Raw genomic sequence first — 21,946 nt, forward strand, 5'->3', positions numbered from 1 at the left:
TCTGGGGACGCCGACGAGACAGGGAGGCAGGGATGCGGAGGATCTCGGCCATCCTCGTGGCGATCGGCGTCGTGGCGACCGCGTGCTCGTCCCCCGCTCCCGAACGGCCTGAGCCGTCACAGGCGCAGCCGACGCGATCCGTCGCGGGCCTGCCGTCCACAGGCTGTGGACAGTCGGCGCCGACGGGCGGCAGGATCCAGGTGACGGTGGACGGGAGGCGGCTCGACTATCTGCTGAGCATGCCGGCGGGCTTCACCAACACGACGCCGGCGCCCGTCGTCCTCGACTTCCACGGGCTGGGCTCCAACGCCGCGCAGGAGAACGCGTACACCCGCCTGTCGATCGCCGGCCCGAACCTGGGCTACGTCGTCGTGACCCCGGAGACGGCATCCGGCCTGGCCGGCTGGATCATCCCGGGCTTCGGCGGGGCCCGGCCAGGTGACCAGGACGTCGAGGTGAAGGCGGCCGCCGCGCTGCTCGACCACCTCGAGGCGACGCTGTGCGTCGACCGTACCCGCGAGTTCGCCGCCGGCATGTCGAACGGCGCGGGCATGGCCGCCGCGCTCGTCTGCGGCCTCCACGGGCGACTCGCGGCGGTCGCGCCCGTCAGCGGCATCACGATCGCGAAACCCTGTGCCCGTCCCACCCCCACGACGATCATCACCTTCCACGGGACGGCCGACCGGGTCGTGCCGTTCGAAGGGGGGCGGGTGGGCCTGCCCAGCCGGATCGGCCAGGTCGAGGTGCCCGCGTGGTTGCGCGAGGCTCGCCTGCCCTCATTCGAGACGACCGTCGACCGCTGGGCCGAGTCGATGGGCTGCGGCCCGGGAACGCGGAGCGAGCCCGCCGGGGACGTCGCTCTGCGGACGTTCCGCTGCGCCGGTGGCGCGACCGTCGAGGCGTACGTTGTCGAGGGCGGCGGCCACACGTGGCCGGGGGGAATCCCGCTTGCCCGTCTCGGAAAGACCGCCCGGCTCGACGCGACCGGGCTCATCCTGCAGGCCTTCACCCGCCACCCCGCGAAGCGCTAGCACCCTCAAAGAGGCGTATATCCTCGTGGACACCTTCAAATGAGCAACATCTCTTTCTCGCTCTGTTACAATCGATGCCACGCTAATGTGCAATGGAATATGAGTGAAATTATTCCATTGGATTGCCCGAGCTTTCCGGCTTCTGATGTGCGACCGATTGAGAGTTCTCGTTTCTCCGGGAATGGGTTAAATGGCAAAGGTTACGCTAAGACCGGTCCGTGACGAGGACGTGTCGCTCTTCGAAGCCGAGATCTCAACCCCCGAAGGGGCGGGAGGGTATCAATGGTTCGGATACCGCTCGTTCAACGGAATGCGGAAGAAGATAGCCGAAGAGGGATTCCTGGGGCCTGACATAGGCGGACTCACGGTCGAATCCGAGGGCTCGGTGGCAGGCTGGGTGACCTGGCTGAAACACTATTGGGGACCTGAGACCACTTCTTGGAGCTGGTCCATCGGCATTACGATCTTCGCTGCGTTCCGGGGACACGGCATCGGAACGGAGACGCAGATCCAGTTGGTCGACTATCTGTTCTCCCATACTCGGGCCGAGCGCATTCAGGCGTTCACCGACGCCGGCAACCGTGCCGAGCAGCGCGCACTGGAAAAGGCCGGCTTCCAGCGAGAAGGTGTCATACGCAAGGCGCAGTGGCGAATGGGGGGCTGGCACGACCAGTGGCTCTATTCGATACTGCGGGAGAACTTCAACGAAAAATAGGCCGGATGCCCGGAGTGGCTATGCCAGGGAATCCCGGGAACGGTACGCCTTTATCGCGTCTTCCGTGACGCTGGGGAGGCGATGCATGAAGGGGAACGTGCGTTCGTGTATGTCTCCCAGCCCGTCCACGACCTGAATTCTCACATCGAACCTCTCCAACTCCGCCAGGCCCCTTATGGTGAACCAGGCGACGTAGCCCGAGGCAGACGGGACGGGGGCACCTTTCGTGCTCCATCGAAGAAAGTAGTCTTCACCGTCCTTCAGCCCACGCGAACGCAGTTGATCGTTGATCACGGCCAGGGGTACCCAGTTGCCCGAGTGATCCCTATCGAGTTGCCCGGCATCAGAGTCGCCTCTGAATCTGACGTAATACTCGAACCTCTCGACCACGGCCGTACCGGAACCTGCGTTGTACAACCAGAATCGCCATCGATCGCTGTCGGGCTTGAACAGGGCGTCGGCGTCGTCGATGGCGAATCCGATGACCGGGCGTAGGACCCGGGCGTACTGAAGACGCGCAATGAGAAGTCCGGTCGCCAGCGCAAGTATGTTCGCGGTGGTCGACGTGTCGACGATGCTGAATTTGAACGGCCAGGACATGAGCAACCTCTGGTCCATGTTCCTTCGAGCGACCTCCCATATCAGATTGAGGGCGAACGTCGCGATGGCGATCACCGGAAAGACGAAGAACAATCTCGAACGGCGGACGGTTCTCTGAGTGCCGAAATCGTCATCCCCGGCTTGAGGCGACGGAGAGGTCTTAGTCACCCTTGGTACCTTTCGCGCTGGTCAGGATGGAGTGACGACGCTGTAGCGCGGTTTGAGGGAATCTAGTCATCAAATAAACACATGCGACACATGTCGTCAATATCGACATCGCCCCGAGGCGGCAGACGTCGCTAAATCAAGAAGCGCATCTCAAAACGGGTCATGTCATGCGGCATCCAATGATCGTCAGGGGAACGCGCACGGTTTTCGCCGGACGGCCGCTCGAGCCCACATGGTGGAATCGTGGGTAGATGAAATTCCCCACCCGCAACCGCAGCCCCACATGGCGCCGCTGCTTTGCCGGTCGGCTCCTCCGTCCCTGTCACACCTGCATCGGGGCGCACGTTCGCCACGGAGCGAGTGTCAGGCGCCAATCCGGAACCGCGACGAGAGCCGCGAACGTTAAAGGGGTGGCAAAGGGGGCAGTTCATCTCGTGGAGGTGGCGGCATGGCGAAGGCGGGACGTGCGGCGGCGACGTGGCGGGCTTACCAGGAGGTGTCCCAGCCCGGTTCGCCCGGCCTGCTGACGCGGCTCAGGGCCCTGCCGCGGATGATCCGCGGATCGATGAGGGGCGATTTCCCCGGGCTCTCCCGGGGCCGGCTGGGCATGCTCGGCATGGCCGTCCTCTACATCGTCTCTCCGATCGATGCGATCCCCGAATTTTTCATCGGCATCGGCATCGTCGACGACTTCGGCGTCTTCCTGTGGCTGGTGACCTCACTGCTCGGGGCGAGCGGCGAGTACGTCCAGTGGGAGAGGGCGGGCATGCCCCGAAGCGGTGCCACGCCCAGGGGGAACGCGGCCCACGGGAACGCGGCCCACGGGAACGCGGCCCACGGGAACGCGGCCCACGGGAACGCGGCCCATGGGGGCGCGGTGAACGGTGGCACGGTGTACGGCGGTGCCGACCCGGGTGTCCCCGGTGGTGGTGTGCAGGGTCGCGGCGTGCCCAGGGGGAAAGGCCGCCGAGGAGCCCGCTAGCCGAGGAGTCCGCAAGCTGAGGAGTTCGCGAGCGGAGGAGCCCGCAAGTTGAGGAGCCCGTGAGCCGAGGAGGCCGCGAGCCGAGGGGTTCCCTGGTCGAGCAGCCGCTTGCCCAGGGGCCGCTTGTCCAGGGACTTCAGCAACCGAGGGGATCACGGGACGAACGCCACCGAGGGGGCGAATAAAAACCCACTTTATGGGTCGGGTATGGTTGTAAACCTCGTCATCGGTGCATTCGAGGCATAGAGGCGAGAGATGTCCGCCCCCGATCGAAGTGAGCCGTTTCCGTCATGCCCGCACTCGCCTCGGCATCCATCATCGACTCCGCGCGTGCAGGCTGGGAGACCTGGCGGGCCTCCCGGCTCGCCGCGGTGACCTCGCCTACGGGCAATCTGGCTCTGGTCGAGACCCGCTGGCTGCCGCCCGGCACGGACGTCTCCCTTGAGGAGGCGCTCGACGGGCGCCCGGCCGGCGTGACGGCCACGCGACTGGAGCGCAGGCACATCGGCACCGGCGAACCCGAGCGGGGCATCCGCCTCTGGGACGCGGACTCCCCGGCGATCCGCCACTTCGACACGATCGAGGCCTTCCCGTTCGCGCCCGAATGGGTGGTCGAGGCCACCTTCACGCCGGTCTCCGAGGCTCGCGCGGTGCCCTTCGAGCACATCCGCGACGACGGCGGCACGCGTGACCTGGTCGTCCCCGGCGACATCACCTTCACGCTGAACGGCGTCGCCCGCAACCTGAGCGCCTTCGACGACGACGGGACGTTGCTGCTGGTCTTCGGCGACCCGACCAACGGATCGGTCACCTACGGAGGCGGCCGCTTCCTCCAGGTGCCTCGAGACCCGGGTGCCCGCACGGTGGTCCTCGACTTCAACCGGGCTTACGTGCCACCCTGCGGCTTCTCGGTCCATTACAACTGTCCCCTTCCCCCGGCGCAGAACCGCTTCGACGTTCCCGTCGAGGCCGGCGAGAAGCTCCCGGTCTTCACAGGCGGTTTCCTCCCCCACTGAGCCAGACCGCCCAGGCATTCCCGCACGACACACGGCAGGCGGCCGCATGAGCCGCCACCAGGAGAAACAGTGATCAGGAAGACGACGTCGCTCTTCGGCGCCGCCGCGGCCCTCGCCCTCGCCCTCACCGCCTGCGGCGGCACAGGTGGCACGGCCTCCGGCGGCAGCGCCGCGCCCGCTGGCGCGTACGACAAGGACGCGACGATTCAGATCGGCTCCCTCTACGAGCCGCAGAACCTCGACAACACCGAGGGCGGAGGGCAGGGCGTCACCGAGGCGTTCAACGGCAACGTCTACGAAGGCCTGTTCCGGCTCACCGACGACGGCAAGGTCGACGACCTCCTCGCGAAGGACTACAAGGTCAGCTCGGACGGCCTGACCTACACCTTCACCCTGCGCGACGGCGTGACGTTCCACTCCGGCAAGGCGCTGACGTCGGCCGACGTGAAGTACAGCATCGAGAAGGTCGTCGCGCCCGACTCCCAGTCCGCCCGCAAGAGCAGCTTCGCCGGGATCAAGAAGATCGAGACCCCGGACGACCACACGGTCACGGTCACGCTGGCGAGCAAGTCGATCTCGTTCGTCTACAACCTCAGCTACGTCTGGATCGTCAACGGCCAGGCGAAGGGCCTCACGACCTCGGAGGACGGCACCGGGCCGTACAAGCTGGGCACGTGGAAGCGCGGCTCCACGCTGAGCCTGGACCGCTTCGCGGGCTACTGGGGCACGGCGCCGACCAACAAGCAGGTCGTGTTCCACTACTTCACCGACGCGACCGCGCTCAACAACGCCCTGCTCACCGACGCGGTGGACGTCGTGACCAGCGAGCAGAGCCCCGACGCGCTCGCCCAGTTCAACGGCAACTCGAACTACAAGGTCAACAACGGCCACTCGACGACCAAGCTGCTGCTCGCCTTCAACGACAGGAAGGCGCCGTTCGACAAGCCGCTCGTCCGCAAGGCGATCACCTCGGCGATCGACGACAAGAAGCTGCTCAACTCCATCTGGGGCGACTACGGCACGCTGATCGGCTCCATGGTCCCGCCGACCGACCCGTGGTACGAGGACCTGACGAAGGTCAATCCGTACGACCTGACCCTGGCCAAGAAGGAACTGACCGACGCGGGCTACCCCAACGGGTTCGAGTTCACCCTGGACACCCCCAACTACGACCCGCACCCCACGGCGGCGACGTTCATCAAGTCGGAGCTGGCCAAGGTCGGGATCACCGTGAAGATCAACATCATCACCGCCGACCAGTGGTACACGAAGGTCTACAAGAACCGCGACTTCGCCGCCACGATGCAGGAGCACGTCAACGACCGTGACGTCGTCTGGTACGGGGACCCCGACTTCTACTGGGGATACGACAACCCCCAGGTGACCGCGTGGGTGAAGCAGGCGGAGGAGTCGGACACCGCCGACCAGCAGACGGCCCTGCTCAAGAAGGTCAACGAGCAGATCGCCGCCGACGCGGCCAGCGACTGGCTCTACCTCTATCCCCAGATCGTCGTGGCGTCCTCGTCGCTGTCGGGTTACCCGCTCAACGGGCTCAACTCGCAGTTCTACGCCTACGGCATCAAGAAGAGCGCCTGATGATCCCGCCCCGGCCTCCGTCCCGTACGGCAGGCCGGGGCGGGCCGTTCACCGCCCGCACCACGATCGGACCTCCATGACCGCCTACCTGCTGCGCCGGACGGCGTTCCTCGTCGTCTCGTTGCTGCTGGCCGCGGTGGTGTTGTTCCTCCTGCTCCGGCTTCTTCCGGGTGACCCGGCGAACTCGCTGCTGTCCGTGGGCGCCACCCCCGAGCAGATCGAGGCCGCGCGCCACCAGATCGGCACCGATCGCCCGCTGCCGGAGCAGTTCGTCTCCTGGCTGGGCCGGCTCGCCACCTTCGACCTGGGCGAGTCGTTCGTGAGCACGCTCCCGGTCGGCCCGGAGATCGCCGCTCGGCTCGTCGTCACGGTCCCGCTCACCCTGCTGTCCTTCGTGCTCGCCGTCGTCGTGGCGGTGCCGGTCGGGTTCGTCGCCGCGCACAAGGCGAACACGTGGTACGGCTCGGTCCTCAGCGGGGTTTCCCAACTGGGGATCGCCGTGCCGGTCTTCTGGGTCGGCATGTTGTTGGTCACCGTGTTCTCGCTCTCCCTCCGGGTGTTGCCGGCCGGGGGGTTCCCGCAGGACGACTGGGCCGACCCGGCGAAGGCGCTCACCTCGCTGACGTTGCCCGTCGTCACGATCGCCCTGGTCATGTCGGCCTCGCTGATCCGTTATGTGCGCTCGGCCACGCTGGACGTGCTCGGCAGCGACTATCTGCGGACCTCCCGGGCGCTCGGCTCCTCCTTCGCCCGGGCGATGTGGCGGCACGGCCTGCGCAACGCGGTCGTGCCCGTCATCTCGATCCTGGGCATCGAGCTCGCCAGCACCTTCCTGGGCGCCGTGGTCGTGGAGAGCGTCTTCGCCCTGCCCGGCCTCGGCGGCATGCTGGTGAAGGGGCTGGCCCAGCACGACTACCCGGTCATCCAGGGCATCCTGTTCGTCAGCACGCTCGTGGTGCTGGTCATCGGATTCGCCGCCGACCTCGTTCAGCGCCTCATCGACCCGAGGCTGCGCCACTCGCTCGCCAGGGACGTCCGATGAGTGTCGAGCAGGCCCTCGTCGGCGCCCCGGACGGAGAAGGGCCGAAGGCCGCGACCCGCCACGTGTCCCGATCAGTGACGCTCACGATCGGCTGCGTGCTCGTCGGCGTGATCGTGCTCGTGGCGGTCGTCTCGCTGTTCTGGCTGCCGTTCGCCCCCGAGGACACCTCGGGCGGGCGGCTCATGCCTCCGGGAGCGCCGCACCTGCTCGGCACCGACAAGCTCGGGCGCGACCTGCTGACCCAGCTGATGATCGGCGCGCGGATTGCCCTCGCGGCGGGGGCGGGATCGGTCGTGCTCGGCGGCGCGATCGGGATCGTCGCCGGCCTGGCGGCCGGGTTCGCCACCCGGTGGCTGGACGACGTCGTCTCGGCGCTCCTGGACATCCTCATCGCGTTTCCCACGCTGCTGCTGGCGATGCTCGTGGCCGCGACGCAGGCGGCGTCCCTCACCTCGGCGATCGTCGCGATCGGGCTGGCCATGTCGGCGATCGTCGCCCGGCTCACGCGGGTGCTCGTCAAGCGTGTGCTCGCCCACGACTTCATCACGGCGGCGCGCACGTCGGGGACCTCGTGGCCGCGCGTGGTCCTCGAGCACGTGGTGCCGAACATCTGGCCCACGGTGTCGGTCAACCTCGCCCTCCAGTTCGGCCTGGCCGTACTGGCGGAGGCGAGCCTGTCCTATCTGGGGCTCGGCGCCCCGCCTCCCAACGCGTCCTGGGGCCGCATGTTGCAGGAGGCGCAGGCGAGCGTCTTCATCGCCCCTGTCGGCGTGATCGCCCCCGGCGTCCTCATCGTCGTGCTCGTCATCGGGGTGAACCTCGTCGCGGACGGTTTCCGCGACGTGGCCGACCCCACCCGTAGGAGGCGCCGATGAGCCTGCTGGAGGTCGCCGGGCTGGGCGTGCGCTCGGCGGACGGGCGCGACCTGATCTCGGACCTGTCCTTCACGGTGGACGCGGGCACCCGGTTCGGGCTGATCGGAGAGTCGGGCTCGGGCAAGTCGCTGACGGCCCTGGCGATCATGGGTCTGCTCCCGCCGGGCATGACCGCGTCGGGCAGCGTCACGCTCGACGTCCCCGGCAGGGGGCGGACGGAGATCGTCGGAGCCGGGGAACGGCTGCTGAACCGCCTGCGCGGACGGACCACGAGTGTGGTCTTCCAGGAGCCGCTCACGGCCCTCGACCCGCTGATGAGGATCGGCCACCAGGTCGCCGAGCCGCTCAGACGTGCCCAGGGGCTGCGCGGGCGGGCCCTGAAGACGGCCGTGACGGCCGCGCTCGAGGAGGTCCGGCTGGCCGAGCCGGACAGGATCGCGAGGGCGTACCCGCACGAGATCTCCGGTGGGCAGCGCCAGCGGGTGGCGATCGCCATGGCGCTCGCCTGCCGCCCGGCTCTGCTGATCGCCGACGAGCCGACGACGGCGCTCGACGTGACGGTGCAGGCAGAGATCCTCGCGCTGCTCGACGGCCTGGTCTCCGCCCATTCGATGGCACTGCTGTTCATCGGCCACGACCTGGCGGTCGTCTCGGGGATCACCGACCACGTCCTCATCCTCAAGGACGGCAAAGCGGTGGAGTCGGGCGCCGTCCTCGACGTCGTGAACGCGCCGCGGCACCCCTACGCCCGGGAGCTCGTGGGCAGCGCCCGCGAGCTCGACGCCGCGCTGGACCGGCTGGGCGAGGGAGAGCGGTCATGAGCCGGCCGATCATCGAGGCGCGCGAGGTGGGTTTCGCCTACCGGCGCGCGCCGGCCGTGCTCACGGACGTGTCGATCGAGATCACGCAGGGCAGAGGCGTGGCCCTGGTGGGCGAGTCGGGCGCGGGCAAGACCACGTTGCTGCGCCTGCTGCTCGGGTTGGCGACGCCCACGACCGGGCGGATCCTCTTCGACGGCGACACGCTCGCCCCCGGCGACCGGCGGCGTATGCGGAGCTTCCGGCGCGACGTGCAGACGGTCTTCCAAGATCCCTACTCCTCGCTCGATCCGCGCCAGAGCGTCGCGAGGATCGTCTCGGAACCGCTCCGCTCGCTCGGCCTGCTGAGGGATCTGCCGCGCCCCGAAAGGAGGGCGGCCGCCGGCGAGCGCGTCGCCGCCGCACTCCACGCGGTCGGGCTGCCCGAGGACGCCGCGGGCCGATATCCCCACGAGTTCTCCGGGGGGCAGCGGCAGCGTGTCGCCATCGCCCGCGCCATCGTGAGCGAGCCGCGTGTCCTGCTGGCGGACGAGCCGGTGAGCGCGCTGGACGTGTCGACCCGTGTCCGCATCGTCGACCTGCTGGCCGAGTTGCGGGAGACACGCGGTCTGACGGTCGTGATGGTGTCGCACGACCTCGCCGTGGTGGCGGCGTTGTGCCCGCAGGTGGCCGTGCTGGAGCGGGGCCGCGTCGTGGAGCAGGGCGACACCGCCGCCGTGCTCGGCTCGCCCCGCCACGCCTACACGCGGCGGCTGGTCCGGAGCGTGCCCCGGCTGCCTGCCAGGCCCGCCTAGAGCTCCTCCATCCGGAGCCAGGCCCGGGACGGCAGAGGGTGCCCGAACAGGCGTGCGGCGTTGCCGTACGCCACCCTGGCGACGTCGGCGGGCGGCAGCATGCCGAGGTTGTGTGCGACCGTCTTCTGGGTGTCGGGCCAGGTGGACTCGGCGCGGGGGTACCCGCTCTCCAGCAGGACGTGCTCCATGCCGACCGCGAGCCGTACGCCGCCGAGCGCGTTGTCGTCGAGGGTCCCGAAGAAGAAGTTGCGCCGGAGCACCTCGCTGGGCTTGAGACCGCCCTCCCAGGTCGTCTCGGCCGCGACGGGGTGGTCGAGTGCGTAGTCGGCCCGCTCGGACAACATCGGCAGCCAGCCGACGCCGCCCTCCGCGATCAGGATGCGCAGGCCGGGGAAGCGCAGCGGCACGCCGGACCACAGCCAGTCGGCGCAGGCGAACATCGCGCTCGCCGGGATCAGCGTCGTGATCGCCTCGATCGGGGTGTCCGGCGAGGGGACCGGCGCCCACGACGATCCGCCCGTGTGGAGGCAGACGACCGTCCCGGTCTCCTCACAGGCGGCGAAGAACGGGTCCCAGTGGCCGCTGTGGATCGACGGGAGCCTCAGCCGGGTGGGGAACTCGGGGAACACCACGGCCTTGAACCCGCGGGCGGCGTTGGCCTTGATCTCCTTGGCCGCGATCTCCGGGTCCGGCAGCCAGGGGAGCTGGAGCGCGATCATGCGTTCGGGGTAGGTCCCGGCCCACACGTCCACGTGCCAGTCGTTCCAGGCCTTGACGAGGGCCAGGCCGAGGTCCTGGTCGCGGGTCCTGGCGAACGGCATGCCCGCCTGGGTCGCCAGCATCCCGGGGAAGGACAGGGCCGCCCAGATCCCGGCGCGGTCCATGTCGGCGATGCGCGCCTCGATGTCGTAGCAGCCCGGCCGCATGTCCTCGAAGCGGACGGGATCGAGCGTCCACTGCTCCTTGGGCAGGCCGGCGCCCACGTCGAGCCCCGCGCACGGGTAGGTCGCCCCGCCGTACCGCCACACCTGGTGGCCGGCCTCGGTCTCGACGACCTTGGGCGCGAGGTCCTTGTACTTGTCGGGCAGCCGGTCCTCGAAGAGATCGGCGGGCTCGATCAGATGATCATCGGCCGATATGATCACGTAGTTCCGCCGCCTCGGCTCCGGGTCGGTGTCGGTATGCGGCGTAGTCACAGTAGTAAACCGTAAGGCCATGGGATAACACCGAACAAGCTGCAAGGTCTCCGGTTGGTATCCGTTCGTTCACCCGGAGGCGTCTTCATGCCCAGGCCTGGGCTTTCACCGTACGGCACGGGCCAGTCCGGGGTAGTCGATCACGAGGCCGTCGGCGTCGTAGGACAGGTCGGCGGCGAAACCGGCGCTCTCGTAGCGGACCGATCCCTGGTCGAGGTGGGTGTACCACTGGGGATGACGGATCACCTGAAGATGCGGCACACGCACCCAGGCCATGATCAGAGCGACCCGGCCGCCCCCGTTCAGGAGGCCGTGCCGGAGTACCGGCATCGAGTTGGTGAGAGGCGACAGCCCGAGATCGCAGTCAAGGGCCCCGTCAAGGTCGTCGGCGCAGCCCGGAGGCGGCCCGTCGAGATCGCCCGCCCCCTCCGTGGGGCAGGTCCACTTGCCGGCGTCGTCCCGCCGCAGGTCCAGCGACCGCCACCAGCCCGCTCCCGACGTGCGCACGACGAGGGACTCGGTGACGAAGCCGGGGGTGGTGCGCAGGGAGTACTCCACGCGATAGGGGACGGGGTCGGCGCCGACCGCCGTGCCCGTCGCCGCCAGTCCTTCGGTGAAGTCGACTTCCGCGTACTCGGCGCCTGCGTCTTTCGTCCAGACGAGGGAGCGCATCAAGCCTCCGAAGCTCGGGGAGAGTGCTTCTACGTCCAACCCTACGGAGTCGGGGCGTCCTCGCGTGCGGGATCGTCCTCGGCTGTGCGCAGGTCGTGCGCTTCGCGGCGCATCAGCAGGGCCCATCCGCCCACCGCCACGCCGATGAACAACCACCACTGGACGGCGTAGGCGAGGTTGAGCCCGCCGCCCTCGCTCACGTCGGGCCGGGGGACGGGGTCGGGCGCCGTCGCCGCCTGCGGCTGTTGCCCGGTCAGCTCGATGAAGCCCCCGTACAGCGGATGAGGCAGGGTCTTGCCGATGTCGGCCGTGTTGATGAGCAGGATCTGGCCGGGAGGCAGGCCGGGGCGGTTCCTGATGCCGCTGGAGTCCTCGGTCTCGGTGGGCCTGAGCCGGCCCGTGACCGTGACGTCGCCGGTCGGAGGCGGGGGCACCACCGGAGGCGCGTCGGCGGTCGCTCCCGCCTTGACCCAGCCGCGGTTGACCAGGACGGTCCCCTGGGGGGTCACGAGAGGTGTGATCACGTAGAAGCCCAGGACGCTGTTCTGGGTGCGCCGTCTCACCACGAGCTCATGGGCGGTGTCGTACTGCCCGCCGACGGTGACCGAGCGGTACTTCACCGTGTTGGGCACGGTTCCGCCCACGCGGTCCAAGGTCGTCAGGGGCACGGGAGCGCTGTTCAGGTTGGCGGTGATCAGGTCGCCGGCGGCTGATTTCTCCTCGAATCGTCCGTACTGCCATCGGCCGAGGAAGACGAAGGCGGGGATGAGCACGAGCACGAGCACGTGCAGCCCGAGCCAGCGCGGCGTGAGGAGGAACCGGTACACGTGACCAGCGTAGGCAGCCCGCCGTGCGGTCCCGCCCTCAGCCCGGGCCGGTCCGCCGGATGGGACCGTCCTAGGCGGAGCGGAGCCGGAGCCCCGGGCCCGGCCGGGCGGTGGCCTCGCGGGCGCCGGCGACCTCGTGTCCCTTGGCGCACTGCAACTTCACCTCGACGGGTTCGCCGCAGTCGCGGTGGGTGACGACGACCGCGGGGCCCTCCGGGTCGGCGACGTAGCGGTCGCCCCACTGGGTCAGCGCGATCATGATCGGGTAGAGGTCGAGCCCCTTCTGGGTGAGCCGGTACTGGTCACGCTGCCGCTGACCGGGCTCCTGGTAGGCCTCCTTGCGCAGCAGGCCGTCCGCGACGAGCCCGGCCAGGCGGGCGCTGAGCACCTGCCGGGGCGCGCCGGTGCGGGCCTGGAGGTCGGCGAACCGCCGTACTCCGTTGAAGGCCTCACGCAGGACCAGCAGCGTCCATTTCTCGCCGATGACGGCGAGCGTCCGCTCGATCGAGCAGTTGTCCACTCGAATGTGCCGCATGTCACGCATCGTAATTCCACTGCCTTCCCGTCAGCTAAGTCTACTTGGAGTACCCAGATGACGGCTGTCGCGTACCACGGCGCACAAGGCGGTTCAGTGGGGAGAGGCGGGATGCCGGCGCGCTCCGATGCCTGCGACAATGACAGCGGCCGTGCGCCGGGTCGAGTCCGAAGCCCACATCACATTTGCAGAATAAGGTTCTGTTAGGTCACCATTGACCCTGTGAAGAGCGCAAAGCACGGCCGGGACGGCCGCACCAGGATCATCGAGGGTGCGCTGCGCAGGTTCAGCCAGGACGGTGTGTCCGCAACGACGCTCGCGAGCCTCCGCGAGGAGAGCGGCGTCAGCGTGGGGAGTTTCTACCACCACTTCGCGAGCAAGGAACACGTCTTCGGAGTGCTGTACGCCGAGATCCTCCAGGCGTACCAGGAGGCCTTCATCGGCGAGCTGACCCGTCACGACGACGCCCGGAGGGGGATCGAGGCCATCGTCGCGCTCCACATGTCGTGGTGCGGCGAGCATCCGGAGCGGGCGCGGCTGCTGATCAGCGAGCGGCCGCCCCGGCGCGAGGAGCCGGGCGGGCCGGAGGTCAACGACGCGCGGCGGGCCTTCTTCCGCCAGGTCGCGGACTGGTGGCGGCCGCACATGAAGGAGGGGCTCCTCCAGCCGGTCCACCCGACGATGTGCTACGTCCTGTGGCTCGGGCCGGCCCAGGAGATGTGCCGTCTGTGGTTCGCGGGAGCCCACCAGCCCACGGAGGAAGAGATCCGCGGGCTCGGCGAGGCCGCCTGGAACAGCCTCCGGATGCCGTGAGGGCCGGACCACCCCGACGTAGCCCCTGGTGGGACCGGATATCGTCGCGATTGTGGCAGTAGGACATGATCTCGGACGGCCACGGGCGCTCGTCCTGGCCGAACTTCCCGAGCGTGCCCTCGCCCGTCTGCGGGAGATCGCCGACGTCGTCGAGGAGTCCGAAGGCGTGGCCCGGCCGGTCCGCGGGTTCTCCGGTGAGGACCTGGCCGATCTGATCGTCGCGTCGGAGTCGACGATCCTGGTCGTCGCGGGGGACGAGGTGACGGCCCCCGTCCTGGACCTTCCGCTGACCGTCGTCGCCTGCGTCGGGACCGCGGCCGGAGTGGACCTGCGCCTGGCCGAGCGGCGCGGCATCCCCGTGCTGTGGGCCCCGGAGCGCGACGCGGACGCGGTGGCCGAGCTGACCATCGGCCTGCTGTTCGCCGTGACCAGGCACATCGCCGCCGCCGACCGCGAGATCCGCAGCGGAGAGGTCTTCAGAGGCGGTGTGGCACCCGGTCACCGCCTGCGCGGCCGCCGCATGGCGGGCTGCACGTTCGGCATCGTCGGCCTCGGCCGGGTCGGCCGGGCCGTGCGGTGGCGGGCGGAGGGGCTGGGGATGCGAGTGATCGCGACCGACCCCTTCGTGCCCGAGGCGACCCACGACCTGCGAGACCTGCTGCGGGAGGCCGACGTGGTGTCCGTGCACGTGCCCGTCACCGAGGAGACGCGGACGTTCATCGGCCCCAGCGAGTTCTCCCTCATGAAGCGGGGCGCCGTCTACCTGAACACCTCGACGGCGGCCGTGAACGACCTGACCGCGCTGGTCGACGCGCTTCGCTGGGGACATCTCGGCGGCGCGGGCCTGGACCACTTCGAACGGGAGTGGCTGGAGCCGGGGCACCCGATCACCCGCCTGCGGAACGTCGTGCTGACGCCGCATCTCGGCGAGGCGACCGACGAGACCGAGCTCAGCCAGGCCGAACTGCTGGTCGACGACATCGCCAGGCTGCTGCGCGGGGAGACCCCGATCTACGCCCGCTGGCCGGCGATGGGCTGACGCGGCCGCGATAGATTTCGTTCCGTGCTTCCCCCATCTGACCTTGTCCTGCGGCTTCGCGACGGGTTCGTCGACGCCGGTTACACGATCGACGGCGTCCGCGAGCGGCTGGGCGAGGTGGCCGCGACCGCGCTGGCGCGTGAGGAGACCGTCCCCGCCCTGCGGGCCACCAGGGACGGCGACCCGCTCGCCACGCTCATCCGGCTGTGGTGGCTCGGAGCCCCCGTCGGCGCGTCCGCCTGCACGGCGGCGGGCCTGCCGGTCGACGACCTGGCCGAGGCGGGCCTGATCGTACGGCGGGGCGACACCGTTCACGCCGGGGTCCACCTGCAGCCGTGGGATGCGGCGGACCCCGCCTGGGTGGTCTCCGACCGGAAGGTCAGGCCGGGGGATCCGGCACTGCGGCCTGATCACGTCGTCGGGGCCGGCGGCGCGTCGGCCAACCTCGCCCAGTTCGGCGCAGGCGGGCCGGTGGGCCGGGCGCTTGACCTGGGCACCGGATGCGGCGTGCAGGTGCTGCACCTCGCCGGCCGTGCCGAGGAGATCGTCGCGACCGACGTCAACGGCAGGGCGCTCGAACTGGCCCGGCTGAGCTGGCTGCTGTCCGGAGTCGCCGGCGTCGACGCCCGGGAGGGGTCGATGTACGAGCCCGTGGACGGGGAGACGTTCGACCTCGTCGTCTCGAACCCGCCCTTCGTGATCTCGCCGGCGGGCCGGTTCTCCTACCGTGAGTCGGGCTTCCAGGGCGACGACTTCTGCCGTGATCTGGTCCGGCGCACACCCCGCCACCTCGACCAGGACGGCCACGGCCGGTTCCTGGCCAACTGGCTGCACGTCAAGGGGGAGGACTGGCGCGACCGGGTGGGCGGCTGGCTGACCGAGACCGGTTGCGACGGCTGGGCCGTACAGCGTGATGTGCAGGATCCGGCCGAATACGTGGAGCTGTGGCTGCGCGACTCGGCCGAGCAGGGCACCGCGGCCTACCGGGAGCGCTACGACGAGTGGCTGGCCTGGTTCGAGTCGCTGGACGTCACCGGCATCGGCTTCGGCTGGATCGCCCTGCACAACTCGGGCTCGACGGACCCCGTGGTGCGCGTGGAGGAACTGACCCATCGGGTCGAGCTTCCCGTGGGGGAGTACATCGGCGACGTGCTCGGGGCGATCGGGACCGGGCATCGGATCTCGGACGAGGACCTGCTCGACGCCTACCTCACGCTCGCCGAGGGCGTCGTCGAGGAGCGCTCCGGGGTGCCGGGGGCGGAGGATCCGTCGCGGATCGTCCTGCGGCAGACCCGGGGGCTGCGCCGCACGGCGGCGGTCGGGACGGTGGAGGCCGCCCTCGCCGGAGCCTGCGACGGCGATCTGCCCGTACGGCCGCTGCTCGCCGCCATCGCGGAACTCATCGACGCCGACCCCGGGGAACTGCTGGAACGTGCGCCCGGCACACTCCGCACGCTCGTCGCCGAGGGCTTCCTCACGGTTGCAAACACGCGTTGATCGGACGTTGACCACCACGCCCGACTCTGGTGGTGGGCACGGGTCCGGGGGGGGTCGGGATCCGGGCCGAGTCCGGCCGGTCGTCATGCGAGGCGGCTAGCCGCCACCGGGCGCACCGGAGACAACCGGGCCCCTGCGATCCGGTGGCGGTCAGACGACCGGCCGGGCGCTCCCCTCATTCGCGCGGGCTTCGCAACCGGCCCTCGCCCGACGCCGGAAGCGGAGAGTCACGGTGATCAACCACATCCGGATGACGCGCCTGGACGACGACCTACGTTTCGACCTGGTCGAACTCCCGCAGGAGGATCCGGACGTCCTCGGCCTCCGGGGATCCGAGTCTGCTGAAGATGTCGAGGGCCTTGGTTAGCGCGTCCCGGCCGCGCGGCAACTCACCCGCTCCGCGCAGCGCCTTGCCCAGGGCGGTCAGCGACTGCGCCTCGCCGTACGGGTGAGTGATCTCACGGCTGACGACCAGCGCCTGCTCCGCGTGGCGGGCCGCCTCGGCGAACCGGCCGGCGGAGATGAAGGTCGCCGCGAGGCGGTAGCAGACCCGCTGCTCCCAGACGCGCTGGTTGCTGGCCCGGAAGAAGGACAGGCACTCGGCGTGGTGGACGACGGCCTCGTTGAGCCGGCCGACGTAGGACAGGACGATGCCGAGGTGGTAGCGCGCGCGGGCGATGCCTGCGCCGCTTCCGATCTCGGTGAAGATGGCGAGGCCGCGTTCGGAGACCGCGATGGCGTCCTGAGGACGTCCCAGGCCGAGGTGGTCGCGGGCCGAGTAGCTCAGCGCGAGGGCCTCGCCCGCCGGGTTGCCGACCTGCCGGTAGACCTTGGTCGCGCGTTCGAACCACTCGAGGGCCTCGACATGGCGCCGCTGCCGTCCGGCCACGACGGCCAGGGCGTTGCAGGTCTCCCCGAGCACGATGTGGTCCCCGGTCTCCTCGCCGATCGCCCGCGCGCCGAGGAACCGCTGCTCGGCCTCGTCGAGCCGGTTCGCCCCGAAGAGGACACGGCCGAGCACGTACGCGCAGCGCATCTCGCTGTGCCGGTCGGCGACCCGCTGGGCGGCGGCGAGCATCACGGCTCCCCGCTGCTCGAACTCGCGCTGGTTGGTCCCCGACTCCAGCAGGGGCTCCATGGCGAGCAGCAGGTCGGCCGCGGGCAGCAGGTCGTCCGCCGACCCGGCCGACTCGGCGGCGTGGCCGATGGCGGCGAACAGGTCCTCGGCCTCCGCCGACAACCAGGCCACCGCCTCGTCGGCCGACGAGAACGTGTGACCCCGTGCGCCGGCGTCGACCAGGCTGTCGGCGATCGCGCTGCCCTCGTAGGCGAGCCGGTGCGCCGCCCTGGAGGAGGCCAGGTAGAAACCGAGGAGGCGCCGCAGGGCGAGTGCCTGCTCGGCCGGGCCGTCGGTCTCCTCCGCCTTGCGGCGCGCGAAGAGCTTGAGCAGGTCGTGGAAGCGATACCGCCCGGGAGCCGGCGCCTCGAGCAGGCTGGCGTCGACGAGCGACTCCAGCAGGTCCTCGGCCTCGGACGGGCTGAGATCGAGCACGGCCGCGGCCGCGAACGCGGAGATGTCCGATCCGTTCGGCAGCGACAGCAGGCGGAACGCGCGGGCCTGCCGAGGGTCGAGCTGGCCGTATCCCAGGGCGAAGGTGGCGGAGACGGCGAGGTTGCCGATCTTCATCTCGTCGAGCCTTCTGCGCTCGTCCGCCAGCCGGGGAACCAGCGACGCCACCGTCCAGGACGGGCGTGCCGCGAGCCGGGACGCCACGATGCGCACGGCCAGCGGCAGGAAGCCGCAGGCGGCGACCACGTCCATGGCGGGGGCCCGCTCCGCGGCCACCCGGTCGGGCCCGGCGACCGCCGACAGCAGCGAGAGCGCCTCATCGGGCTCCATCACGTCGAGGTCGATGAGCCGGGCGGAGGGCAGATCGGCGAGCTTGCCGCGACCGGTGACGATCGCCGCGCACCCCGCCGAGCCGGGCAGCAGGTGCTCGACCTGCTCGGCGTCACGGGCGTTGTCGAGCAGCACCAGCATGCGGCGGTCGGCCAGCAGCGAGCGGAACAGCGCCGACCGCTCCGCCAGGCCGTCGGGTATGACGTCGACGGGGATGCCGAGGGCACGCAGGAAGGCCACCAGCGCGGTCTCGGGCGGGGTGGGCTCGTTGCCGTATCCCCGCAGGTCCGCGTAGAGCTGGCCGTCGGGGAAGAGGTCCTGGGCCCGGTGGGCGACATGGACGGCGAGCGTGGTCTTGCCCACGCCGCCGATGCCGGACACAGCGGCGACCGGCACGCCCTCCCCGCCCCCGAGCAGCGTCAGCAGGCGGTTGACCAGGCTCGTGCGGCCGGTGAAGTCGGTGACGGCGGCGGGCAGCTGGGCGGGCTTGGGCATCTCGACGACCGGCTCCGCCTCGGCCTGGTCGTCTTCCGCCGGTTCGGGCGGGCTCGGCCGTACAGGCTCGGCCGGTCGGACGGGCGCCAGTGAGGGGTCGGCCGCCAGGATGCGGCGGTGGAGGTCCGTCAGCTCGGCTCCCGGCTCGATGCCGAGCTCCTCGATCAACGCGTTCCGGGTGTCGGTGAAGACGGACAACGCGTCCGCCTGCCGTCCGCACCGGTAGTAGGCGAGCATGAGCTGGGCCCGTAACCGCTCGCGGAGCGGATGTTGCGCGGTGAGGGCGATCAGCTCCGGCACCACGTCGGTGTGCCTGCCGAGCTCCAGGTCGAGCTCCATCAACGCCTCGACGGTGCCGATCCGGCGTTCGATGAGCCGGTCGCGCTGCTGCTCGGCGTACGGGCCGACGGCCCCGGCGAGCGGCTCGCCCGACCACAACGCGAGGGCCTCGCGCAGGAGCTCGGCCGCGTGAGCGGTCTCCCCCGAACGGCGGGCGGTCTCGGCCGCGGCGGCCTCCCGCTGGAAGACGCCGAGGTCGAACCACGCGGGGTCGACGCGCAGGGCGTAGCCGCGTCCGACGGAGGTGAGCAGCTCGGGGCGGGTGCGCCGGGACCGGTCGGGCTCGAGGACGGTGCGAAGACGTGAGACGTAGGTGCGCAGGGCGCCGAGCGCCCGCGGGGGTGCGTCCTCTCCCCAGACGGCGTCGATCAGCTCGCCCGGTGTGGCCGCCCGGCCCTCCCGGAGAAGGAGCATCGCGAGGATGGAGCGTTGCAGGGGCGTCCCCAGATCGAGCTCGACACCGTCGCGCCAGGCGAGGATGGGTCCGAGCACGGCGAAGCGAAGGCCGTTCTCGGGGGCATCACCTGGCATGTGCTCTTGTCTCTCCCATTAGCAATTTTTCGACCAAATGATAGATCCCAGAGCGGTTGTCCAATAGTGAGGGGGGCTCCCGTTAATCGAAGCGTTGATTCGCCGTCAATCGGGCGTTGAGCACAGATGGGGATGTTGTGACCGTGAGGCGGTGGCCCCTGCGGGGGCGGCCACCGCCTCACGCAGCCGGGCAGGGGGTCGGGCGCATCGTCGCCCGGGGCCGGCGCGGCCCGCTCCTTCCCAACGGAGCCGCGCCGATTCGCAGGGTCGGGATCAGGCCGCTTCCACTTCCACGAGGCCGAGCCTCGCGTGGAGACGTTCTCGGACGGTGGGCCATTCGAGATCGAGGATGGAGTAGTACGCCGTATCTCGGACCGTGTCGTCGGCGCCTCGGCTGTCCGCCCGTCGCACACCGTCGAGGTGTGCGCCGAGGGCCTCGATGGCGGCCCGGGATCGGGTGTTGCGTACGTCGGCCTTGAGGGTGATCCGGTGAACCTGCCAGGTCTCGAAGGCGTGGGAGAGCATCAGGAACTTGCTCTCCCGGTTGACACCGGTTCCCTGGGCCGCGGCCGCGAGCCAGGTGTAACCGATGTCCGCCACGGACGGGACCTCGCCGATCATCCCTTTGGAGCCCGGAGGCCAGGGCATGGGGCCCTGCCAGTACTCCAGGTTCATCAGGCGGGTGGCACCGACGATGCGGTCGGTGTGCAGCCACCGGATGGCGAAGGGCAACGTGCGGCCCTCCGCCTGCTCAGCCAGAGCGGCCTCCACGTAGGAGACCATCTCGTCCCGGCCTGCGGGAACGCGAGTGAAGGCATAGGTGGAGCGGTCTTCATTCGCAGCGGCGACGAGCTCGTCGATCACCGCCAGGCTGAGCGGTTCCAGGCGCACGGAGCGCCCGGACAGGGTGACAAAAGCGGGCATGAGCACATGATGAGGGCTTGGCAAGACGCCTGGTGCTTAATGACACGAGACATCTTGTGGTGCCTCAGGTTAAGCAGCGGGATGGACGGTAAAACCGCAGGTCAGACGGGTGAAATCGAGCCGCCCGCACGGGGGTCCAAGGTAAAGATTTAGGCAAAGATCACGCACGTCCCCGCGGCGCCCTGTGCAGGGGGCCCGACGCCGCCCTTCAGCGGCGTGTCGCGGCGGGCTTTTCGCTGGGCATGCCGCCTCCGGAGCGCCCGCCGCCGCACCGTCCGAGCCCTTCGAGCGCCTCGTCGAGATGCCGGAGAGAGGCGTCGATCCAGGGCAGCCTGACCGGGTCGTCCGCGTGGAGGGCCGCGAGCCGTTGCTCGGCCGACTCCCCGTACAGCAGGCTGGTGGCGACCCTGATCCTGGACACCCGTGGGCGATCGCCGAAGGCCGTGCCCGGCAGGACGGCGACGCCGTGCTTCTCGATCAGCTCGGTGGCGAGTTCGGTCGACGACGAGAAAGACGATATTTCGGGGTACAGGTAGAACCCGCCTTGTGGTGGCTCCACGCAGGCCCCGGCCCGGATGAACCGCTCGGCGACGGCACGGGCCATGATGCCGTGCAACCGGCGGCTGTCGGCCACCCGGCGCACCAGTTCGGCCGGCTCGGCGAACGCGTACGCGGCGGCGTGCTGCACAGGCGCGGGCGGCGTCGACCAGATCTCGCTTGCCAGCGCGAGCAGCCGGTCGCGGAGGGCGGCCCCGGGGAGCCGGGCGGATCCGGTGCGCCAGCCGCCGAGCGCCAGACTCTTGCTGAGCCCGGTCGTGATGACTGTGCGCTCGGGGGCGAACTCGGCGGGGCTGGCGAAGACGGCCGAGGGGTCGTGGACGAGGTCGCGGTAGATCTCGTCCGAGATGATGATCAGGTCGAGCTCGCGTGCCAGGACCGCCAGCCGCCGGACGGTCTCCGGCCGGGCGAGCCTGCCCGTGGGATTGTCGGGCAGGGTGACCAGCACCGATCTGACGTCGCGGCCACGCGACCTGGCCTCCGACACGGCCGGCGCGAGCAGGTCCGGGTCGGGGACGCCGCCCTCTCCGGGAGGCGGAGGCAGCAGGATCGCCCGTACGCCGACGATCTCGGCCTGGGCGGCGTAGCTCACCCAGCTCGGCATCGGGAGGACGACGTCGCCGCCGAGGGCGAGGAGCAGGCCGAACAGCAGAGGCTTGCTGCCGGGCCCGGACACCACCAGGTCCGGGTCGGTGGGCAGGCCGCGCCGCCCCCAGTACCCCGCCGCCGACTCCCTCAGCGCGGCAGAGCCCGCGACCTCGCCGTACCCGTTGTTCCCGCTCGCCTCGGAGAGCCTGTTTCGCAGTGCCGGATGCACCGGCAGGCCGGCCTCTCCGAAGGCGAGGTTGAGGACGCGGAGCCCGGCGCGGCGCCTTCGGACGATGTCCTCGTTCGCCGCCAATGTCGCAGACAGGATGACATTCACTATGCCTCCAGATATCGGCGGAACGTTCCCAGGGTCTCGGGGTATAGGCATCAGCACA

General features: G+C 69.9%; 20 protein-coding genes. 12 read left to right on the forward strand and 8 right to left on the reverse strand.

The window, feature by feature from the left end; translation table 11 throughout:
* The first annotated feature begins 32 nt into the window (after positions 1-32).
* Both Pph01_RS24700 and Pph01_RS24705 read left to right on the forward strand, forming a co-directional pair.
* Positions 33-1,031, forward strand: a complete 999-nt coding sequence (locus Pph01_RS24700; RefSeq protein ID WP_204075524.1) for a CE1 family esterase — start codon at positions 33-35, stop codon at positions 1,029-1,031.
* 190 nt (positions 1,032-1,221) lie between these two features.
* A complete protein-coding gene (locus tag Pph01_RS24705; protein ID WP_204075525.1) occupies positions 1,222-1,746 on the forward strand; it encodes a GNAT family N-acetyltransferase in 525 nt (174 codons plus the stop codon).
* Positions 1,747-1,764: 18 nt separating this feature from the next.
* Here Pph01_RS24705 and Pph01_RS24710 read toward each other — a convergent pair whose 3' ends face one another.
* On the reverse strand, positions 1,765-2,514 hold the full coding sequence (locus tag Pph01_RS24710; RefSeq protein ID WP_204075526.1) for a hypothetical protein: 750 nt from the start codon (positions 2,512-2,514) through the stop codon (positions 1,765-1,767).
* A 448-nt stretch (positions 2,515-2,962) separates the two neighbouring features.
* Here Pph01_RS24710 and Pph01_RS24715 point away from each other — a divergent pair, with 448 nt between their 5' ends.
* The 7 genes from Pph01_RS24715 (at position 2,963) to Pph01_RS24745 (ending at position 9,637) form a co-directional block, all read left to right on the forward strand.
* The gene (locus Pph01_RS24715; protein ID WP_204075527.1) at positions 2,963-3,496 is read left to right on the forward strand and encodes a YkvA family protein; all 534 of its coding nucleotides are present in this window, start codon (positions 2,963-2,965) and stop codon (positions 3,494-3,496) included.
* A gap of 290 nt (positions 3,497-3,786) precedes the next feature.
* Complete coding sequence (locus tag Pph01_RS24720; RefSeq protein WP_204075528.1) at positions 3,787-4,512, forward strand: DUF1684 domain-containing protein; 726 nt, start codon at positions 3,787-3,789, stop codon at positions 4,510-4,512.
* Between the two features lie 69 nt (positions 4,513-4,581).
* Entirely contained in the window at positions 4,582-6,108 is a 1,527-nt protein-coding gene (locus tag Pph01_RS24725; RefSeq protein ID WP_204075529.1) for an ABC transporter substrate-binding protein, read from the forward strand.
* 76 nt (positions 6,109-6,184) lie between these two features.
* Positions 6,185-7,150 (forward strand): ABC transporter permease, encoded by a 966-nt coding sequence (locus tag Pph01_RS24730; protein ID WP_204075530.1) that lies wholly within the window; start codon positions 6,185-6,187, stop codon positions 7,148-7,150.
* Positions 7,147-8,025 (forward strand): ABC transporter permease, encoded by an 879-nt coding sequence (locus tag Pph01_RS24735; protein WP_204075531.1) that lies wholly within the window; start codon positions 7,147-7,149, stop codon positions 8,023-8,025. The genes Pph01_RS24730 and Pph01_RS24735 overlap by 4 nt, the downstream gene beginning before the upstream one ends.
* On the forward strand, positions 8,022-8,846 hold the full coding sequence (locus Pph01_RS24740; protein WP_204075532.1) for an ATP-binding cassette domain-containing protein: 825 nt from the start codon (positions 8,022-8,024) through the stop codon (positions 8,844-8,846). Before Pph01_RS24735 ends, Pph01_RS24740 begins: the two co-directional genes overlap by 4 nt.
* Positions 8,843-9,637, forward strand: coding sequence for an ABC transporter ATP-binding protein (locus tag Pph01_RS24745; protein WP_204075533.1), 795 nt, complete (start codon positions 8,843-8,845; stop codon positions 9,635-9,637). The genes Pph01_RS24740 and Pph01_RS24745 overlap by 4 nt, the downstream gene beginning before the upstream one ends.
* On the opposite strand, the gene Pph01_RS24750 is transcribed toward Pph01_RS24745, so the two are convergent.
* From Pph01_RS24750 to Pph01_RS24765, 4 genes are all read right to left on the reverse strand, one after another.
* Positions 9,634-10,833, reverse strand: a complete 1,200-nt coding sequence (locus tag Pph01_RS24750) for an amidohydrolase family protein (protein WP_204075534.1) — start codon at positions 10,831-10,833, stop codon at positions 9,634-9,636. The two genes, Pph01_RS24745 and Pph01_RS24750, sit on opposite strands and share 4 nt — an antisense overlap.
* Positions 10,834-10,938: 105 nt before the next feature.
* Positions 10,939-11,505 (reverse strand): putative glycolipid-binding domain-containing protein, encoded by a 567-nt coding sequence (locus Pph01_RS24755; protein WP_204075535.1) that lies wholly within the window; start codon positions 11,503-11,505, stop codon positions 10,939-10,941.
* A 41-nt stretch (positions 11,506-11,546) separates the two neighbouring features.
* On the reverse strand, positions 11,547-12,332 hold the full coding sequence (locus Pph01_RS24760; RefSeq protein ID WP_204075536.1) for an SURF1 family cytochrome oxidase biogenesis protein: 786 nt from the start codon (positions 12,330-12,332) through the stop codon (positions 11,547-11,549).
* 70 nt (positions 12,333-12,402) lie between these two features.
* Positions 12,403-12,867 carry a winged helix-turn-helix transcriptional regulator gene (locus Pph01_RS24765; protein ID WP_204075537.1) on the reverse strand — a complete coding sequence of 155 codons (465 nt, stop codon included), beginning with the start codon at positions 12,865-12,867 and terminating at the stop codon, positions 12,403-12,405.
* A gap of 222 nt (positions 12,868-13,089) precedes the next feature.
* Between Pph01_RS24765 and Pph01_RS24770 the strand changes: the two genes are divergently transcribed.
* From Pph01_RS24770 to Pph01_RS24780, 3 genes are read left to right on the forward strand one after another with little or no spacing between them, the layout of a single operon-like run.
* Positions 13,090-13,680: a TetR/AcrR family transcriptional regulator gene (locus Pph01_RS24770; RefSeq protein WP_204075538.1), complete on the forward strand. Its 591-nt coding sequence runs from the start codon at positions 13,090-13,092 to the stop codon at positions 13,678-13,680.
* A gap of 52 nt (positions 13,681-13,732) precedes the next feature.
* Positions 13,733-14,719, forward strand: coding sequence for an NAD(P)-dependent oxidoreductase (locus Pph01_RS24775; protein WP_204075539.1), 987 nt, complete (start codon positions 13,733-13,735; stop codon positions 14,717-14,719).
* Positions 14,720-14,743: 24 nt separating this feature from the next.
* A complete protein-coding gene (locus Pph01_RS24780) occupies positions 14,744-16,216 on the forward strand; it encodes a DUF7059 domain-containing protein (RefSeq protein WP_204075540.1) in 1,473 nt (490 codons plus the stop codon).
* Between the two features lie 271 nt (positions 16,217-16,487).
* Here the strand turns inward: Pph01_RS24780 and Pph01_RS24785 are convergent, their stop codons facing one another.
* The 3 genes from Pph01_RS24785 to Pph01_RS24795 form a co-directional block, all read right to left on the reverse strand.
* Complete coding sequence (locus tag Pph01_RS24785) at positions 16,488-19,481, reverse strand: AfsR/SARP family transcriptional regulator (RefSeq protein WP_204075541.1); 2,994 nt, start codon at positions 19,479-19,481, stop codon at positions 16,488-16,490.
* Positions 19,482-19,754: 273 nt separating this feature from the next.
* The gene (locus Pph01_RS24790) at positions 19,755-20,405 is read right to left on the reverse strand and encodes a GNAT family N-acetyltransferase (RefSeq protein WP_204075542.1); all 651 of its coding nucleotides are present in this window, start codon (positions 20,403-20,405) and stop codon (positions 19,755-19,757) included.
* A gap of 208 nt (positions 20,406-20,613) precedes the next feature.
* On the reverse strand, positions 20,614-21,888 hold the full coding sequence (locus tag Pph01_RS24795) for a pyridoxal phosphate-dependent aminotransferase (RefSeq protein WP_204075543.1): 1,275 nt from the start codon (positions 21,886-21,888) through the stop codon (positions 20,614-20,616).
* Positions 21,889-21,946: the final 58 nt, after the last annotated feature.

It is taken from the genome of Planotetraspora phitsanulokensis, from assembly GCF_016863295.1.
In the GTDB taxonomy this organism is placed as follows: Bacteria; Actinomycetota; Actinomycetes; order Streptosporangiales; family Streptosporangiaceae; genus Planotetraspora; species Planotetraspora phitsanulokensis.

Coding starts and splice junctions, on each gene's coding strand:
- Pph01_RS24700 (WP_204075524.1), top strand. CDS start 33: ATGCGGAGGATCTCGGCCATCCTCGTGGCGATCGGCGTCGTGGCGACC.
- Pph01_RS24705 (WP_204075525.1), top strand. CDS start 1,222: ATGGCAAAGGTTACGCTAAGACCGGTCCGTGACGAGGACGTGTCGCTC.
- Pph01_RS24715 (WP_204075527.1), top strand. CDS start 2,963: ATGGCGAAGGCGGGACGTGCGGCGGCGACGTGGCGGGCTTACCAGGAG.
- Pph01_RS24720 (WP_204075528.1), top strand. CDS start 3,787: ATGCCCGCACTCGCCTCGGCATCCATCATCGACTCCGCGCGTGCAGGC.
- Pph01_RS24730 (WP_204075530.1), top strand. CDS start 6,185: ATGACCGCCTACCTGCTGCGCCGGACGGCGTTCCTCGTCGTCTCGTTG.
- Pph01_RS24735 (WP_204075531.1), top strand. CDS start 7,147: ATGAGTGTCGAGCAGGCCCTCGTCGGCGCCCCGGACGGAGAAGGGCCG.
- Pph01_RS24740 (WP_204075532.1), top strand. CDS start 8,022: ATGAGCCTGCTGGAGGTCGCCGGGCTGGGCGTGCGCTCGGCGGACGGG.
- Pph01_RS24745 (WP_204075533.1), top strand. CDS start 8,843: ATGAGCCGGCCGATCATCGAGGCGCGCGAGGTGGGTTTCGCCTACCGG.
- Pph01_RS24755 (WP_204075535.1), bottom strand. CDS start 11,505: ATGCGCTCCCTCGTCTGGACGAAAGACGCAGGCGCCGAGTACGCGGAA.
- Pph01_RS24765 (WP_204075537.1), bottom strand. CDS start 12,867: ATGCGGCACATTCGAGTGGACAACTGCTCGATCGAGCGGACGCTCGCC.
- Pph01_RS24785 (WP_204075541.1), bottom strand. CDS start 19,481: ATGCCAGGTGATGCCCCCGAGAACGGCCTTCGCTTCGCCGTGCTCGGA.
- Pph01_RS24790 (WP_204075542.1), bottom strand. CDS start 20,405: ATGCCCGCTTTTGTCACCCTGTCCGGGCGCTCCGTGCGCCTGGAACCG.